This is a genomic window from Williamsoniiplasma luminosum (genome assembly GCF_002803985.1).
In the GTDB taxonomy this organism is placed as follows: Bacteria; Bacillota_I; Bacilli_A; order Mycoplasmatales; family Mycoplasmataceae; genus Williamsoniiplasma; species Williamsoniiplasma luminosum.
This window is the reverse complement of record NZ_CP024963.1, coordinates 731,593-750,603: the sequence shown is the minus strand read 5'-3', so window position 1 is coordinate 750,603 and position 19,011 is coordinate 731,593. Positions and strand designations below refer to the sequence as shown.

The 19,011-nt window shown below is 28.5% G+C and carries 12 protein-coding genes; all 12 read left to right on the top strand.

Going from position 1 to position 19,011, the window contains the following annotated elements; genetic code table 4:
* Positions 1-21 precede the first annotated feature (21 nt).
* The 12 genes from ELUMI_RS03305 (at position 22) to aspS (ending at position 18,886) form a co-directional block, all read left to right on the top strand.
* Positions 22-1,386, top strand: a complete 1,365-nt coding sequence (locus tag ELUMI_RS03305) for a glycine--tRNA ligase (RefSeq protein WP_025734183.1) — start codon at positions 22-24, stop codon at positions 1,384-1,386.
* Between the two features lie 10 nt (positions 1,387-1,396).
* Positions 1,397-3,232, top strand: coding sequence for a DNA primase (gene dnaG / locus ELUMI_RS03300; RefSeq protein ID WP_025734184.1), 1,836 nt, complete (start codon positions 1,397-1,399; stop codon positions 3,230-3,232).
* Between the two features lie 2 nt (positions 3,233-3,234).
* Positions 3,235-4,680, top strand: a complete 1,446-nt coding sequence (locus ELUMI_RS03295; protein ID WP_025734185.1) for a sigma-70 family RNA polymerase sigma factor — start codon at positions 3,235-3,237, stop codon at positions 4,678-4,680.
* A gap of 1 nt (position 4,681) precedes the next feature.
* Positions 4,682-5,353 (top strand): tRNA (adenine(22)-N(1))-methyltransferase, encoded by a 672-nt coding sequence (locus tag ELUMI_RS03290; protein WP_025734186.1) that lies wholly within the window; start codon positions 4,682-4,684, stop codon positions 5,351-5,353.
* Entirely contained in the window at positions 5,344-6,129 is a 786-nt protein-coding gene (locus tag ELUMI_RS03285) for a Nif3-like dinuclear metal center hexameric protein (RefSeq protein ID WP_025734187.1), read from the top strand. Before ELUMI_RS03290 ends, ELUMI_RS03285 begins: the two co-directional genes overlap by 10 nt.
* Before the next feature lie 9 nt (positions 6,130-6,138).
* Positions 6,139-7,497: a DEAD/DEAH box helicase gene (locus tag ELUMI_RS03280; RefSeq protein ID WP_025734188.1), complete on the top strand. Its 1,359-nt coding sequence runs from the start codon at positions 6,139-6,141 to the stop codon at positions 7,495-7,497.
* 20 nt (positions 7,498-7,517) lie between these two features.
* On the top strand, positions 7,518-9,077 hold the full coding sequence (locus ELUMI_RS03275) for a YitT family ABC transporter (RefSeq protein WP_025734189.1): 1,560 nt from the start codon (positions 7,518-7,520) through the stop codon (positions 9,075-9,077).
* Positions 9,078-9,145: 68 nt separating this feature from the next.
* Positions 9,146-12,937, top strand: a complete 3,792-nt coding sequence (locus tag ELUMI_RS03270) for a protein translocase SecDF, variant type (protein WP_025734190.1) — start codon at positions 9,146-9,148, stop codon at positions 12,935-12,937.
* Positions 12,938-12,945: 8 nt separating this feature from the next.
* Positions 12,946-13,461, top strand: a complete 516-nt coding sequence (locus tag ELUMI_RS03265; protein WP_232695334.1) for an adenine phosphoribosyltransferase — start codon at positions 12,946-12,948, stop codon at positions 13,459-13,461.
* Between the two features lie 67 nt (positions 13,462-13,528).
* The gene (locus ELUMI_RS03260; protein WP_051449461.1) at positions 13,529-15,805 is read left to right on the top strand and encodes a RelA/SpoT family protein; all 2,277 of its coding nucleotides are present in this window, start codon (positions 13,529-13,531) and stop codon (positions 15,803-15,805) included.
* Between the two features lie 88 nt (positions 15,806-15,893).
* Positions 15,894-17,153 carry a histidine--tRNA ligase gene (gene hisS / locus ELUMI_RS03255; RefSeq protein WP_025734193.1) on the top strand — a complete coding sequence of 420 codons (1,260 nt, stop codon included), beginning with the start codon at positions 15,894-15,896 and terminating at the stop codon, positions 17,151-17,153.
* Positions 17,153-18,886: an aspartate--tRNA ligase gene (aspS, locus tag ELUMI_RS03250; RefSeq protein WP_025734194.1), complete on the top strand. Its 1,734-nt coding sequence runs from the start codon at positions 17,153-17,155 to the stop codon at positions 18,884-18,886. The genes hisS and aspS overlap by 1 nt, the downstream gene beginning before the upstream one ends.
* Positions 18,887-19,011 lie beyond the last annotated feature (125 nt).

Sequence of the window (19,011 nt, the reverse complement as noted above, 5' to 3'; positions counted from 1 at the left end):
TTTTAAATAAAGGAGAATAATATGGCAAAAACAATGGAAGAATTAGTAAGTCATTTAAAAACTTCTGGGTTTGTATTCCAAGGTTCTGAAATTTATGGGGGATTAGCAAATAGTTGAGATTATGGACCTCTAGGAGTTGAAGTTAAAAATAAATTAAAACAATTATGATGGGATACTTTTGTGAAAAGAAATCCTTTCAATATTGGACTGGATTCTTCAATTATTTTGAATTCAAATGTTTGAAAAGCTTCTGGGCATATTGATGGATTTAATGATCCATTAATTGATTGCAAAAAATGTCATAGTCGTTTTAGAGCTGATAAATTAATTTTAGATTTTGATCCAAATAAAATTATTGGTTCAATGTCAAATCAAGATTTAGAAAATTATATTTTGGAAAGCGGAATTATTTGTCCAAAATGTGAAGCAAAAGATTTTACTAACATAAGACAATTTGGATTAATGTTTAAAACCAGCCAAGGTGTAATTGAAGATGAAAATTCAGTTGTGTATTTAAGACCAGAAACTGCTCAAGGAATTTTCATCAATTTTAAAAATGCTCAAAGAACATTAAGAAAAAAACTACCATTCGGAATTGGCCAAATTGGTAAGTCATTTAGAAATGAAATTACCCCAGGTAATTTCATCTTTAGAACTAGAGAATTTGAACAAATGGAATTAGAATTCTTTTATGATGAGAAAGAGGATCAAAATTGATTCGAATATTGAGTCAATGAAGTTGAAAAATTTTTACAAAAAATTGAACTTGCAAAAGATTCATACCGTTTAAATGATATTGATCAAGAAGATTTAGCACATTATTCAAAACGCACAATTGATATTGAATATAATTTTCCATTTGGATGAGGAGAACTTTGAGGGATAGCGCATCGTGGAACTTTTGATTTAAATGCTCATCAAACGTTAAGTAAACAGGATTTAACATATTTAGACACGATAACAAATTCTAAAATTTTAGCATCTGTTATTGAACCAAGTGTTGGTGTGGAAAGATTGATGCTAGCAATTTTTTGACAAGCATTTTGTGAAGAAGATTTAGGTGATAACAATTCAAGAATTGTGATGAAATTACCGTATAATTTAGTGCCTTATCAAGTCGCTGTTATGCCATTACAAAAACAACAAAATGAACAAGCTAAACAAATCTATTTAGATTTGTTAAATGATTTTGATGCAACGTTTGATGAAACAGGAAATGTTGGTAAACGTTATAGACGTCAAGATGCAATTGGGACTCCTTTTGTGGTTACATATGATTTTGATTCTGACAATGATCAAAAAGTTACTGTCAGAAATAGAGATACTATGCAACAAGAAAGAGTGGAAATTTCTATTTTAAAAACATACTTAAAATCAAAATTCTAAAAGGAGGATTATGACGAATATCTCAAAAGAAAAAATTGACGAAATTTTAAATAAAGCAGATATTGTTTCGATAATTTCTGTATATGTATCAACTCATAAAAAAGGTCGTAATTTTTGAGCGGTCTGTCCTTTTCACAATGATAGTGAACCATCGATGTCAATATCTCCAGAAAAGAAAATTTATAAATGTTTTTCATGTGGAGCTAGTGGTAATGCAATTGATTTTGTTAAAAATTTTAAACGTGTGGATTTTATTACATCATTAATTGAAGTCGCTAAAAATGCTGGTATCAATCTTGACGAAATTAAAAATAGTGAACAAAGAAGTAAACATACATCTCAACAAGAAAAGATTTTTGAAATTAATGAACAAGCAATGAATTTATTTAAAACCATCATTTATTCGATTGAAGGTGTGAAAGCCATGGAATATTTGCAAAAAAGAAACATTTCGAAAAGCGAAATTGAATATTGAGATATTGGATTTGCTGCTAAAAATATTAAACTTTATGATAAGTTGATTGAAAAAGGTTATGAACAAAAGCAATTATTAGCAGCGGAATTAATTACGCTTAAAGATGGCAAGGTTTATGATTATTTCTTTGATCGAATTATTTTTCCAATCAAAAATGAAGATGACAAAATTATTGGATTTTCAGCCAGAACCATGGAAGAAATCACTCCAAAATATGTTAATAGTCGTGAAACAATAGTCTTCAAAAAGTCAGAACTTGCATACAATATCAACAATGTTTTGAAAATTATCAACATGAAAAAAGAACTTATTGTTTTAGAAGGTTTTATGGATGTGATTGCATTAAAAAGAATTGGAATCGAAAACTCCATTGCTTTAATGGGGACTAGTTTGAGTGAGTTTCATCTTAAATTATTTAAGAAATTAAAATCTAAAATTATTTTATTTTTGGATGGAGATGGTCCTGGGGTTCAAGCAACATTAAAAATTGCAAAAAAATTATTACAACAAAATATCAAAGTCACAATTGTCAATAATGATACTAAATACGATCCAGACGAATTAATTAATCAAGGCAAACAAGAAATCTTAAAAATAATGATTGAAAAATCGATTCATCCAATCAAATTTGTGATTGAAAAACTTTATCAGGAAAATGATGTATCAAATCCAGACTGATTAAAAAAATATTTAAATGAGACATTTGAATTTATTCAAATGAGTAACGATTTAATTGTGAATGAAACATTTCTAAATGAACTTGCCAAAATAACCAATATGAATATCGATGTTATTAAAAAATATTATGATGCATTCACCAATAACCATCATTTTAATACTGGGTATCAAAATGATGAAGTGAGTAAACAAGTGGTGATTTCAACACCAACCAAAAAAGATAATTTGAAACCAAAATCTAAAAATGGTGAAGCAATTGCTGAAAATAAAATTTTAGTTAATTTACTTAACACAAATGAATTTTTAGAAACTATTTCAAACAAAATAGATTTAATTGGCAACGTTGATATGCGTTTGGTCATTGAAGAAGTGATCAAAAAATATAAGAATCACCAATACGCAGGACACGATTTAAAAAAGATTTTAAAGCTGATTGAAGAATCTAATTTAGATTCTTCAATTGCACTGATGGACATTGTGACGACACCATTAAACAATATAGAATTTACCCAAAAAAGTTTGGATGATTCATTCTTAACCTTAGAAATTTTTAAGAAAATTAAAGAAAGAGATGAATTGGATATTAGATTAAAAGAAGCAAAAGATTTTCAAATCAAAAAGTCATATGCAAAAATGAAAGATGCCTTAACCAAGGAAATTATGAAATTAGAAAAAATTAGAGGAAATAAATAAACATGGCTAAAAAAAATAAATTAAAAGGGGCAGAACTTAAAAAGATTGCAACAGTAGATGAATTCGTTGATTATGTCATCAATTTTGTCAAAAAAAATGGAACATTAGAAATGGACGAAATTCAAGAAGCGCTTGTTAAGAATCTTTCATTTTTTACAGATGAAGAACATGATGTGATCTTTGAAAGTTTAGAAAAAAATGGAACTGTTTTCACTAACCATGAAGATATTGTTTTAGAAGATGAAGAAGAAATAATCGAAGATTTAGATCATGTTGCATTAGCTTTAGAAGAAGAACATGAAGATGAGGATGAGGACTTTAGTAAAGAATTCAAAGAACACCGATTGGCAGCTGAAAAAGCCAAAAAAGATGCAAAAGAATCACAAGCAATTAAATATAGAGTTGGATCAATTAGTAACGAAACTAAAATTCAAGACATTATTAAAGCTTATTTCAACAAAATTGGTTCATCAAAAGTTTTAACTAAAGCAGAAGAAATTATTTATGCGCAAATGTTGGAATCAGAAGATCCTGAAGAAGTTGAAGAAGGAAAGTTTAAATTAATTGAATCTAACTTAAAACTTGTTATTTCAGTTGCTCGTAAACATTTAAATCGTGGATTGGATTTTTCAGATTTAATCGAAGAAGGAAACATTGGTTTGATGAAGGCTGTTGATAAATTTGATTACTCAAAAGGATTTAAATTTTCAACTTATGCAACTTGATGAATTCGTCAAGCAATTACTCGTGCAATTGCTGACCAAGCTAGAACTATTAGAATTCCAGTTCATATGGTCGAAACAATTAATAAATTAGCCAGAATTGAAAGACAATTAACCCAAGAATTAGGGCGTGAACCGACAAATGCTGAAATTGCTGAAGGCATTGGTGGGGGAATTACTCCTGAAAAAGTTGTTGAAATCAAAAAAATTAGTGTTGAACCAGTTTCATTAGAAAAACCATTTGGAGATGAAGACGATACTCACTTTGGAGATTTTGTTGAAGACAAAGATATGTTATCTCCAAATGAATTTGCTGAAAAAGAAGTTCTAAAAGAAGTTATTGACCAAGTTTTCGCTGAAATGAGTCCACGTGAAGAAAAAGTGATTCGTATGCGTTATGGAATTGTTCCAACTAAATTAAGAACTTTAATCAGGTTAGCTGAAGAGTGCAACGATCCACTTGCATCTGACTTGAAAGATTCAGCCAAATCATTGGAAATTCATATTGATACATCAATTCAAAAAGTAAGAACTTTTAAAAATCCAATTATTTTAGAACAATTAACCAAATATGATTCACCAAAAACATTAGAAGAAGTTGGAAAAGAATTGAATTTAACTCGTGAACGTATTCGTCAAATTGAAGCGAAAACAGTACGCAAATTAAAAGCACCGAATAATGCCAACAAACTTGGTAAATTGTTGAAAGAATTTTATAAAGGTTAAAATGCTTTCAAAAAGATTGCAAACACTTGTAAATTTAATTCCACCTGGTGATTTTGTTGCAGCAGATATCGGAACTGATCATGGTCTTTTACCAATCAATTTAATTAAAAATAAAATTGTTAAAAAAGTTTATGCCGTTGATATTAATGCAAAACCTTTAAAAATTGCTGAAAAAAATATTCAAAAGCACAATTTTCAAAAAGAAATCCCAACCATTTTAAGTGATGGATTGGCATTCACCACTCAAATTAGTGATGAAATAGAATATTGTTTTTTAGCAGGTTTAGGTAGTGGAACAATTCTCGAAATTCTTAACAAGGATAATGATAAAATTAAAAATTATTTGATTTGTTCAAACACCGAAATTGAACAAATCAGAAAATTTACAATTGCTAAAAATTATTTTATTCAATATGAAAGTTTCTTCATTGACCAAAAACATCGTTATTGATTAATTTGAATTAATAAACAAAAACCAGCAAAAAAACTAGAAAATATTTTTCTAGGAGACTTTAAATGGTTTGAGCAAAATTTGGAGTATAAAATATATTTAGAAAACCAAATTCAATTTTTAGAAAAAATATTTTTAAAAATTGAAAATGATGAAGATGCCAAATTAAAGCTTTTCAATAAAATAAAACAAATGAAGGAATATGTTCAATTATGGAATTAATCAAAATTTTAAAATATTTAGATAAGAAATTCCCGATTTCTTTAGCAGCTGATTGAGACAAGGTTGGTTTACAAATCATTAACCCAAAAAAAGATTTTGATATTAACAAAGATGTTCAAAAAATATTGACATGTTTAGATATCAATAACCAAGTTGTTGAAATGGCGATTCAAGAAAAAGTGGATTTAATTATTTCGCGTCACCCTTTTGTTTTTGCAGAATTAAGTGATGAAAAAAAGAACCAAGCTAAAAAAATAATGATTAAAAAATTAAATAGTCACAATATTGACGTTTATTCAATTCATACAAATTTTGATAATTCTCCAAACAATCCGATTTTAAATATCTTCGATGAACATTTTCATGTTAAAAAGATTAGTGCCTTTGGAAAATTTAAAGAAGGAACAGAAATTAAATTAAGATCTCCTATTGCTTTAAAAGTTTTAAGAGAAAAAATGAAGCAAATATTTGCTTCAAATGATGATTTGGTAAATTTAAATTGAAATGACAATACATTGATTCAAAATTTTGTTTTAGTTCCCGGAAGTGCTAGTGAATCAATGGTTGTAAATCAATTACAAAATGCAACTTTTGTAACTGGTGAAGTTAAGTGGCATCATTGAATTTATGCAAATGATAACCAAATAAATTTATTAAATTTAGGACATTATATGGAAAATCATTTTGTAATTGATTTACAAAAAATATTAACAAATGCGTTTAACAAAGAAGTTATTGTTTTAGGATATGATATCCAAAGACAATATAAAAAATAGGAGAAAAATATGAACTTTAAAAATTTTAGTTTCAAAAAATATGTAAATGATACTTTGGATGATCTGCATTTTACTAACCCCACATCAATCCAAGAAAAGGTCATTCCATTGATCAAAAAACATAAGAATGTGATTGCTTTAGCACATACTGGAACAGGTAAAACACATTCTTTTTTGTTGCCTATTTTAAATAATATTGATTTTGAACAACCTAATAAAGTTCAAGCTTTAATTATTGTTCCAACACGAGAATTAGCCAAACAAATATTTGAAAATGTTAAACCATTTATAAAACATGAACCAAGAATTTCGGTTGGACTTTATATTGGGGGAGAAGATATCAAAAAAGACCAAGAAGCACTGAATAAAAAACAACCAACAATCGCAATTGGAACTCCAACTAGATTGAATGAATTATATTCAATGGACGCTTTAAAATTAACAAGTGCAAACTATGTTGTTGTTGATGAATGCGACATGATTTTCGATTTAGGTTTCATTGAAGAAGTTGATTTTATTCTCCATAAAATGAAAAAAGATTTAGTTTTATCTTTTTTCTCAGCCACAATCAACAGTCCGTTACAACATTATTTAAAAAAATATATTAAAAATAGTTATTTTGTTGATGATTCACAATCAAAACCTTCAACTAGTAATGTTAAACACATTTTGATTGACACAAAAAACAAAGAATTAGAATTGACTTTGGCAAATATTGTTAAATCAATTAATCCATTTTTAGTTTTAATTTTTGTTAACAATAAAAATGATGTTTCTAAAATTGTTCATATTTTAAGAAAACAAGGAGTTGATCATGTTGGAGAAATGCATGCAGATCTTCAACCAAGAACTAGAACTTCAATGTTAAAAAGAATTAAGAATAATGAATTCAAATACGTTGTCGCAACTGATGTTGCTGCACGTGGGGTTGATATTGAAGGTGTGACACATGTGATTTCAATTAATTTACCAAGAGATTTAAGTTATTATATCCATCGTTCTGGACGAACTGGAAGAAATAAATTGCATGGAATTAGTTATATTTTAGATAACATTGAAAATAAAGCACAAATTCAACAACTTGAACAATTGGGGATTAATTTTGCGATTGCAAAATTTAATGATGGTCAATTAACAGAAATTACTCCCAAAACCAAGAAGAAAAAACCAGTTGATGTTGACAATGAATCACAACAAGTTTTGAATAAATATAAAAATGTTAAAATTAAACCAGGTTATAAGAAAAAACGTAAAGCTGAACTTGATCAAATCAAAAAGAAGAAAAGAAGAAAACATATTCAAGAATCTATTGATAAAATTAAAAAAGATAAGTACAAAAAACGCCGCGAAGTGTTGTTTGACGAATAATCAATAACGGGAAGAATATTATGAGAAGAATTATTATTTTTGATGAACAAACCAAGAAAAAAAAGACCTTAACTTTAACTAATGAGCATGAAGCGAAAATTAAGGCATTGCCTAATTTTCAAAAAAACAAAGATCAATTAATGCTTAAAGCGCAAAAATTTTTAGAAAAAAAAATGTATTTGCGCCAAGCATTTTGAAAAGACGTGATGATGGTTGCTTTTGGTGCTTTAATGACCACAATTGCATTAAACTACTTTATTTCGACAACTGGAAAAACAGGATTATTTCCTGGAGGGTTAGGTTCTATAACCCGTTTTTTAGCAATTATAAGTACACATAATGTTGAAAACCAATCGAGTTTATATTTCGTCTACTATGCTGCTTTAAATATTCCATTAGTAATTTTTGGATTTTGAAAATTAGGTTTTAGATTTACATTAACAACTTTGTTGTATATCCTGTTTTCAACAGCATTTGACTGAATAATTAGATTTATTCCAGTGATTAATCCAACTGAATGACATATGATCATTAATTACCAATTGATTTCTAAAATTCCCAATGAATGAAACTCAGCAATTTGATTATTTGTTTTTGCAGTAATTGGAGGTCTGGTTTTAGGGGCTAGTTATGCATTGGTTTATAAAATCGGTTCTTCGTCTGGAGGAAGTGATTTTCTTACCATGTATTTTTCAACCCGCAAAAACAAAAATATTGGTTCAATTAATCGTAATTTAAATTTTGTTATTTTAACACTTGTGGTTATTATGAATACGTTTTTGTTAAAAACCGCAGATATTAATGAACCAATTAAATTAGATGTTTTAAATAATTTAACCAATGATCAATGATATCAAATGGTTGATGGTATTAAAAGTTGAGCTGCACCAGGCAATCATTCTCCATTTGTGCCAAGTAAAATTATTGAGTTAGCAGAAAAATTTAATGGCACTCGTGAATCCGGAATGCAAATAGCTGGTTATCTAGCAGCTGACTCAATGTTTGAAGGTTATTCAAATGGAAGTACACTTTTAATGCAATTTAAATTTATTTTAGGTCCTTCATGATTTGCTTCAGTGATTTTGATTATTGTTCAATCATTGGTAATCACTGCAATTTATCCTAAATATAAATTCCGTACCATTTTCATCTCTACAACCAAACCAGAAGATGTTAAAAGATTTTTATTCAATTCAGGATATCGAAATGAAGTTTTTGAATGAGAATCAAAAATGCAAAGTCCACACACCATTGCCAATAAGCACACATTAGTAATTACAATTACTGTTATTAACTGAAAAGCTTTAGAAAAAGGAGTGGCAGCTCTAGACCCTGACATGAACTTTAACGTTTTAAGAACAAGAGGAGTTAAAGGTAGGGAAAATATTGAATTAAAGACTGGAAAAAAAGATGAATTCATTTTACATAAAATTCAAAATAACAAAGAATGATCCAAAAAAATTGAAGATGAAGCCATTTTAAAAACAATTAAAGAACAAAATGAACAAATTCGTAAAGAATATAAATTACAAACAAAAACTGATTTGAAAGCGAATAAAGCAAAAAACCAAGAAAATTAGGAATAAAAAACAAACTTACTAAAAATCAAAATAAAAAAATAGTTTATAATTAAAAAAGAATGAAATTAATGAAAAATAAAAAAATCGAAACCAAAAAAATTATTCATATGTTAATACTAGCTTTCATTTTTTTGGCTCTTCTTTTTGGTTTGATTTTTTCTGCTATCCAAGCATCAAACGGAATGAAGTTAGGATATCAATATCATGGGAATTTTAAAGCCATTGTTAATGTCTCTAAATCAGAGAGAAGTGGTAAGGATGATGAATGAAGTTTAAAACCAGGAGATTCTAAAGAAGGAGCGGAAGCTTTACAATCTAAATTATCACCTTTTTCAGATGGAAATATTCAAGTTGATATTGCTGGTAAATCACGTGCAATTGTTTATGCTCCAAAAGAACTTTATTCTAATAACCAAGAATTATTTAAAAATGCTATTCAATCAACTGGTGGGTTGTTTATTTTAAACAACAATGAAGATGTAATGCTAAATTCTGAATTGATGACAAAACTTGGTTTTAAAACTGATTTAGTCGAAAAAGAAGCAGTTAGCAAAATTATTGGTGCTTCTTCTGCTGTTTCTAAACATATTGGACAAAATAACTACCCTTTTATTCAATTCGATTTACAAAATGATAATTTAAAAAAAATGATCACAGCAACCACAGAACAAAAAGCATCAACACCAGCTTTAACTTTTCTTGTCGATGCTTCTAATGCATTGGATACTTTTAGAAATTATTTAAGTTTTGCCACAACCGATAAAGATAGAGAAAAATTTATTGCAGCATTGTTTGAAGCAATTAGTGGAATCAAAGGCAATATTGAAAAAATTGAAAAGCAAGAAGAAAAAACAACTGTCAAAAATGTATTTAATGATTTTTTTACAGGTAAAAAATGAAAAAAAACAACATCTGGAAGTTGAGAAATTGATAAGAAAGCTAATTTATTCAATGAAGAAAATTCAAGTACAGCAGAACAACTAAAAACAGCATTCTTTGCTGATGGTGATTCAAACCATAGATTTGCATTCAATAATGATATTAATAAATACATTTACGATTCAAACTCAATTGGCCAAGATTTTGATTCAAAAAAATCTGGAAGATATTCAAAAGAGATTGAATATAATGGCCAAAAAATGAATGTTACCAAAGCATTTAATATTTTAACCAAATACATAGTTCCTGTAATTTATGATGAAACTAAAAAAGAAATTAGAACAAGTTTTAAAGAAGACTTATTTAAAAACAACTTTATTTTTTCAGGAACCATTAAAGAAGAAACTCAACAACCAAGCACAGGTGGTGCTTCAATTTTAAGCAACAACTTCTTTATTCCAACTAAAAACTATACAACTGCTAAACAAGTAACAGCCAAAATTGCTCAAACAACTAAAAATTTAATTTTTACAGTGATGTCAATTGAAGATGCACAATCAATCATTAGCACTACAATGTTTATTGTTTCATTAACAATTTTAATTCTTATTGCCATCGCGATTGCAATCTTTATTCTTTTCTTTTATCGCCTATTGGGGCTATTTGCAATTATCATTGCAGCAATTATTGGCTCTTTAACCATTTTAATGAGTGTGATATTTTCAATCTCATTTGGTCCAGAATTTATTGCCATCTTATTTATTGTTGTTGGTTTATCCTTTGATATTAGTATTGTGCTCTTTGAAAGTTTTAAAACCAATATTTACATTGAAAAAAGACCTTTAACAACATCATTTAATATTTCACATAAAGAAACATTAGGAATTGGGGTTGATGTCTTATTAGCCACAATCTTGCCATCAATCATCTTATTTTGAATTGGATCAGGGTTCTTAAAAAACTTTGCAACAATTACAGCATTAGGATTATTCTTTGTTTTCATTTTCAGTATCATAGTTTTAAGAGTTTTAATTTACTTTACAACTAAAACGCAAATTTTAAATAAAGTTTCATGATTATTACCAATCGACACAAGTGTCGATTATCAAGGAAGTTTTATTTGCCACAGTTTAATTGAATATAAAGAAAAGAAAATTGAAGCTTATTCATTTAAAAAACAATTGAGTTCTAACGAGTTAATTAAAATTAAGAAAATTCAAGATCAGATTGATAAATTAAAAGCAAAAAATGCCAAAATTTATCAAGCTAAATTAGCGAAATATGAAAAACAACAACAAAAGCAATTTGAAAAATGAACTAAAAAAATCAAACATTCAGAACTTAAATTAGCAAAAATTTCGAACCAAGATAAAAAACAAAATTTCTTTCAACAACAATTCCACAAACACTTGTTAAAGAAAGTTCAATTTTTATCACACTTAACAAGTGAATGAGACCAAACTCCAGTCAACGATATTAATAAAATTAAAGAAAACAAAATTGTTAAATTGGAAAGTAATTCTAAAAAAATTGGAATCATCACATTAATTATTACTGGTGTCTTACTATTTATTTCAAGTTTAGTAACTGGTTTAGCAGGACTAAATTACTCACCAAATTTTGGAAGTGGAACAACCACTTACATTCAAGGTAATTATGTATCTGAATTCCAAGGTCAAGTTAAAAATGGAATTATTGATTTTAAATTTGATGAAAACACTAATAAAGAAATAACTGATAAATTGCGTGCCATTGACAAAGAAGTGGAAAATGAATTAAAAAATTCACTTAAAGAAGGTGAAAAAATTAATCCAGAAAAATACTCATCTTTATCAGTCGAAAGAATGTATCGCTATATTTTCGCGAATAATTTATTAGATAATTTATCTGGTAACAACAATATCGTTCGTATGAAAAACTTGAAAATTTCATCTGGTCCTGATTATTCAGCAATTGATCTATCTTGAAATACTGAGAAAAAGAGACCTTGAGTTTCTTTTGAAACAACATCAGATATTATTAATAAATCTACAGAATTTAGAAATGTAATTTATAGATTAGCTGGTAAAAGTGGTAACTATACACCTGACACTGTTCCTACTCAAAATGCAGAAGGTCAGATCTTGGTACTTGCTATTTCACCATTAACAACTTTCACTCAAATTAAAGAAATTTTAATTACAATTGCAATTGTTTTATTAGCCTTATTTGTTTATATGTTAATTAGATTTAAATGAACTTATTATGTGGCTTTAGCTTTAGGAATAATTATCGCCTTAGCACTTGTAGTTACAATTGTATTAGTTTTAAGAATTCCTTTCTCAATCGAAATTTTAGCAGGAGCAATGGCTGTCATTAGTTTTGCCTTTGCAACTGGAATCTTATTTTTAGGCAAAGGAAAATCAATCATTAAATCTAAAAACGAAGAAGAAATTAATGAAAGTTTTGAAACTGAAATTGATTTACAAATTAAAATCAAACACATCAGAAAAGATCTAAGAAAAGCGATTCGTGAACATAAGAATAAATTTGAAGAACACACTGAAGATCTGAAAGATAAAAAACTTTATAAAGAATTAAAACAAGCATTTATTCAAGAGAAAAAAGCATTGATTGAAAAAAGCCGTGTGGCAATTTATGAATTAAAACAAGAAATAAAAATTGAATCTAACAAGAATAAATTTTTATCAGAAGTTTTTGACAAAGTCTTTAAATTTGGACTTTACAGAGCTGTTGTGATTTCAATTCTTTATATGTTAGTTGGATTAGTTGCAGCAGTAACTTTACCCCCAATTGCAATTATGGGTGTAACTATGCTAGTTGGAGTGCCTGTGACAATTATTGTGATGTTATGTATTGTTTTACCAATCTGGGTAAAATTAGAAAGACAACGCATTAGAATGAAATATGCGTACAAAAAATTTGTGACAAAAATGAAAGTTTCAGCTGAAGAACAAATTATTGCTGGAATTAATGATTAGGAGAGAAAATGATCGATATTAAAAAATATATTTTAGATGTTCAACATTTTCCGCTTCCAGGTATCGACTTTAAAGATGTAACCCCAATTTTGACTAACCCTGAGGTTTTTCAACAAGTTGTTGATCAAATGTCAGAATTTGTTTTAGATTGCCAAGCAGATGCAATTGTTGCCCCCGAAGCACGCGGTTTCATTTTCGCCAGTGCCGTTGCATATAAAACTAAAAAGAAATTAGTTTTAATTCGCAAACCAGGCAAATTACCAAGACCAGTTTTTGATGTGAGTTATGATTTAGAATATGGGTCAAACCATTTACAAGTTCATCAAGATGATTTAAAAAATGGTGACAAAGTTGTGATTGTTGATGATATTCTTGCAACCGGAGGCACAATTAAGGCAATCAGAGAACTTGTCAAAATGCAAGATGCTAAAATTGTTGGTCTAAGTGTTGTTGGTGATTTAACAAAATTACATCCAAATATTAATTTTGATGATATCCGCTTTCAAGCATTAGTTGAATATTAAGATAAAATGGCTTTGGCCATTTTATTTTTATTGTAAAATATATGATATAGAAACAAAGGTGATTACGATGGCATTAATTTCAATCAATCGAACTAAATGAACCAGAAAAAAACTAGACATTGTTCAAATTGAACAATTTGAACAATTGAATCGAATTTTACAAACTTATATTAGTTCTAAAAAGGATTTAAAAGCAATTAAAGACGCTTATATTTTTGCTGAACTGAATCACAAAGGCCAAAAACGCAAAAATAATGATCCATATATTTTTCACCCGTTGTCAACTGCTTATTATTTAGCCCAATTCAAAATGGGACCAAAAACAATTATTGCCGGACTATTGCACGATATTTTAGAAGACACTCCGATCACTGCTCCGATGTTGGCAAATAAATTCGGTGAAGAAGTTGCCGGTTTAGTTGAAGCAATTACTAAAGTTAGTTATTTTGCCAAGGAAAACCGTGAGCAACAAAAAGGTGAATATTTAAGAAAAATTTATTTATCAATGGCTAAAGATATTCGGGTGATTATTATTAAATTTGCCGACCGTTTACACAACATGTTAACGATTGAAAATCTTTCCAAAGAAAAACAACAAATTATTGCCAAGGAAACTTTAGAAACTTATTCATCAATTGCTCATCGAATTGGAATGAAGCAAGTTAAAACTGCCTTAGAAGATATGTCGTTTCAAATTTTGAATCCAGAAGAATATAACAAAATTCAAGAATTAATGAAAACCAATGAGGTTCAACGTTACGAAACCATTAATCACTTAATGATTGAAATTGAATCATATTTAAGAAAAGAAAAACATATTAAAATTGTTGATATTTTTGGTCGCCCGAAAACTATCTATTCTGTTTATCGTAAGATGCATCAATTTAATCATTCATTTGAAGATTTAAAAGACCTTTTAGCAATTAGAATCATTGCTAAAAGCAATGATGATTGTTATAAAATTTTAGGTTTTTTACACAATAAATACACCCCACTTGCGGGAAGGTTTAAAGACTATATTGCGACACCAAAAAATGGTGTTTATCAATCTTTACATACAACACTTTCAGACCATTTTGGAAATATTTTTGAAGTTCAAATTAGAACAGAGGGAATGGATGATATTGCTGAAACTGGAGCCGCCGCCCATTGAGCTTACAAAACTGATGAGAAAATTGATATCAATAAAAAACAAAAAGAAATTGATGAAAAAATCGATATTTTTAAAAGAATTATTGATTTAGATCAATCATCTGGAAATGATAATCAAGAAGAAAATATTGAAAAAGTCTTAAAGCAAGACTTTTTCACAGAAATGATTTATATTTTAACCCCAGACAAAAAAATTATTTCACTGCCATTTGGTTCAACAGTTTTGGATTTTGCTTATCGTATTCATACAGAAGTTGGTCAACACGCGATGGGTGCTAAAATTGATGGAATTTTTTACCCAATTAACACTATTTTAAATTCTGGTCAACTTGTTGAAATTAAAACTTCTTCCAAACAACACCCAACTCATGAATGATTAAAAATGGTTCAAACGAGTAATGCTCGAAATCGGATTAAAAAATATTTAATTAGCGAAATGAAAGAAGCTAATATCAAAGATAAAAAAGATGAAAACAAAATTATCGCTGATCGAATTGAAAATAATATTATTTCATATATCAATCAACATGAATTGAAACGTAAAAAAGATAATCCAAATATTATTTTAGAAAAAATCAAAAAATTAGGTTATTCAAGTATGGAAGATTTTTTCCTTGGTATTCATCGAGGTGAATACACAATTGCCAATGCTGTTGATCAAGTTTTTATTGATCACAGCATTTCCAAAGATGCGATTGCGCTGGAATCAATGAATAGTGCTAAAAAAACAGTTAATAATGATTACAAAAATGATATTTTAGTGAGTGGAATTGATAATTTGAAAGTCCAAATCGCATCTTGTTGTTTACCAATTCCAACAGAAAACATTATTGGTTATGTTTCAAAAGGGCATGGGATTAAAGTTCATCTTGTTCAATGTCCAAATGTTGTGGAAAACGAAAGAACAATTGATGTTAGTTGAAACCCAAACATGTTTCAAAAAAATTTCTACATTACCAAAATTAAATTTTTTGCCAATGATCAACCAAATTTAATTTATGATATTTCCAAAGCATTAACTAGTACTAAAACAGCGATTAATTCGATCAAAATTTCAAATGATGAAAAGAAACTTTTAGCAACAGGAACAATCAAAGTTAAAGTCCAAAATTCTGATCAATTATCGATGATTATGAGTACTTTAAAATCACTTTCAGCCATCCAAACTGTTGAACGTGAAATGGAATCTTAAATTTTAAAGTGATTTACATCACTTTTTTTATTTTCACTTAGTTAATGTATAATTTATATGTTAAAAACATAGTGATTAAGGTGATAAAATGATTCAAAAACCAAGAGGAACCCAAGATATTTTCGAAATAAAATCAAAACAATATAATGATTTAGAAAACACAATTATAAACGTTCTGAAAACATATAATTTAAATGAAATAAGAACACCAATTTTTGAAGCAAAGGAATTGTTTGTCCGTTCTGTCGGAGAAACAAGTGATGTTGTATCCAAAGAAATGTATGAATTTTTCGATAAAAAAGGTCGTGAATTTGTTTTACGTCCCGAAGGCACAGCCCCAATTGTGAGGAGTTTGATTGAAAACAAATTATACGCCCCAGAATTTCTTCCATTAAAGCTTTATTATGTTGGTCCAATGTTTAGATATGAAAGACCTCAAACTGGACGCTATCGCCAATTTGAACAAATTGGCGTAGAAATTCTTGGTGTTGATAGTGTTTATCAAGATATTGAAATTCTTGCAATGTTAGATTCAATCACAAAAGCAATTAAAATCGATACTAAAGTAGAATTAGATCTTAATTATTTGGTGACTGGCAAACAACGTGAAATTTACATTAAAGAATTAACAAAATTTTTAGTTGATTTTGATGATTTATGTGATGATTGCGAAGTTAGAATTCATAAAAATCCTTTAAGAACTTTGGATTGCAAAATTGATTTCAATAAATTTAAAACTGCTCCTAAAATGACCAGTTTTTTATCAAAAGAAGATGAAGCAAGATTCCAACAGATTTTAGAAGCTGGTAAAAAAATTGGCTTGAAAATTAACATTAATCAACGTTTAGTGCGAGGTCTTGATTATTACACAGGTTTAATTTTTGAATTAAAATATTTAGAATCAAGTTTAGGTTCTCAATCAACAATTATTGCTGGAGGTAGATATAACAATTTGGTCAAAGATTTAGATGGTCCTGATTTACCAGCCATTGGTTTTGCAATGGGAGTGGAACGATTAATTTTGATTTTAGAAGAAAATCAAATTAATTTAAATCATGATCATGGAATTGATCTTTATACAATTGCTTTAAGCCCAGAAGCAATGATTTTAAATCTAGAAATCATTAGAGATTTAAGAAATAACAACATTAAAGTTGAAACAGATTATTTAAACCGAAGTTTAAAATCAAATTTTAAACAAGCAGAAAAATTACAAGCAAAAAATGTGATTGTGATTGGTGATAATGAAATCGAAACCCAAAAAATTGTGATTAAAAATCAAATTAATAAAACCCAAACTGAAGTTAAAATTTCAGATTTAGTAGAAGAAATGAAAGCAGGTAAATAATGAAAAGAACACATAATTGTGGTCAATTAACAATCCAAAACGTTGACCAAAATGTCATTTTGCAAGGATGAGTTAAAAAAATTCGTAAAATGGGTGGAATGACTTTTGTTGACATCAGAGATCGTTATGGCATCACCCAACTTATTTTAGACGAGTCACAAGCAAAAGAAATCAAAGTTGAATTTGTCATTGAAATTGAGGGAATCGTTCTTGAACGCAAAGCTAAAAATCATGATTTATCAACTGGAGAGATTGAAGTTAAAGTTGATGAAATCAAAATTATTAATAAAGCTGAATTAACTCCATTTCAAATCGAAGATCAGATTGAATCTTTAGAAGACACCAGACTAACTTACCGATATTTAGATTTACGTCGTCCAAACATGCAACAGAATTTAATTACAAGAGCTAAATTAAATTCTGTAATTCGAAAAAATTTAGAAAATCTAAATTTTTTAGAAGTTGAAACCCCAATTTTTGGAAAAGCAACCCCAGAAGGGGCAAGAGATTTCTTAGTCCCATCAAGATTAAATGAAAATAAATTTTATGCCCTTCCACAATCGCCACAATTATATAAACAGTTGTTAATGATTTCTGGAATTGATCGCTATTATCAAATTGTAAAATGTTTTAGAGATGAAGATTTAAGAATTGATCGTCAACCCGAATTCACTCAATTGGATATGGAAATGAGTTTTGCCACTGGTGAAGACATCATTTTCATTATTGAAAATTTAATGAAAGAAATTCTTTGAGAAATCAAAGGTGTTAAATTATCAACCCCGTTTAAAAGACTCCAATATAAAGACGCGATTGAACTTTATGGAGTTGATAAACCTGATTTAAGATATGATTTAAAAATTCATGATTTAACAAACATTTTTGCTGAAAACCAAATCAAGTTATTCCAAATAAATTCTGATCAAAACGCAAAAATTAAAGGTGTTATGATTGATGAATTATTAAACAAAACTCAAATAGCAGAACTTGAACAAGTGGCTAAACAAAACCATTTAAATAATTTGGGATTTGTTAAATATGAAAATGGCAATTGAACAGGTTCAATTGCTGGTCAATTGTCTGAACAAGAAAAAGCAGCAATCTTAAAAGAATTTAACATTCAAAATAAAGGAACATTGTTAGTTAATAAGGAAAAATATGAAATCATTTCTCAAGCAATGGGGGCAATTCGCACAACTTTAGCTAAACAATTTAATTTAGCTGATCCGAATAAATATGAAATTCTTTGAGTTGTAGATTTCCCATTATTTGAATTTAGTGAAGAAGAAAACAGGTATGTGGCTGCTCACCATCCATTTACAATGCCTAAAAAAGAATCGTTACAAGATTTTGATTTAAACAAAAAACAAGCACTTGCCAATGCTTATGATATCGTTTTAAATGGATTTGAAATTGGGGGCGGAAGTCAACGAATTACTGACCCAAGCATTCAAGATCGTATGTTTAAAGCAATTGAAATGCCTCCAGAAACAATTGAATCTAATTTTGGTTGATTTATCAATGCTTATAAATATGGGGCACCATATCATGCCGGAATTGCTCTTGGTTTAGACCGTATTGCAATGTTATTAAGTCACGCTGAATCAATTCGTGATGTCATTGCTTTCCCTAAAAATTCATCAGGAATTGATCCGATGAGCAATGCCCCTGATTATGTCAGCTCAGCACAATTAGAAGAATTAAATATTGCTCTGACAGCTAAAAAGAAATAATTAATTTTCATGCATCAGTTAGCACAATGTTCAAACATTGTGCTTTTTTATTTCTAATTTTCCAAACAAAAAAACTCTTTTGATACTTGATAATTTTGAGATTATCGCTCGTATAAAAGAGTTTT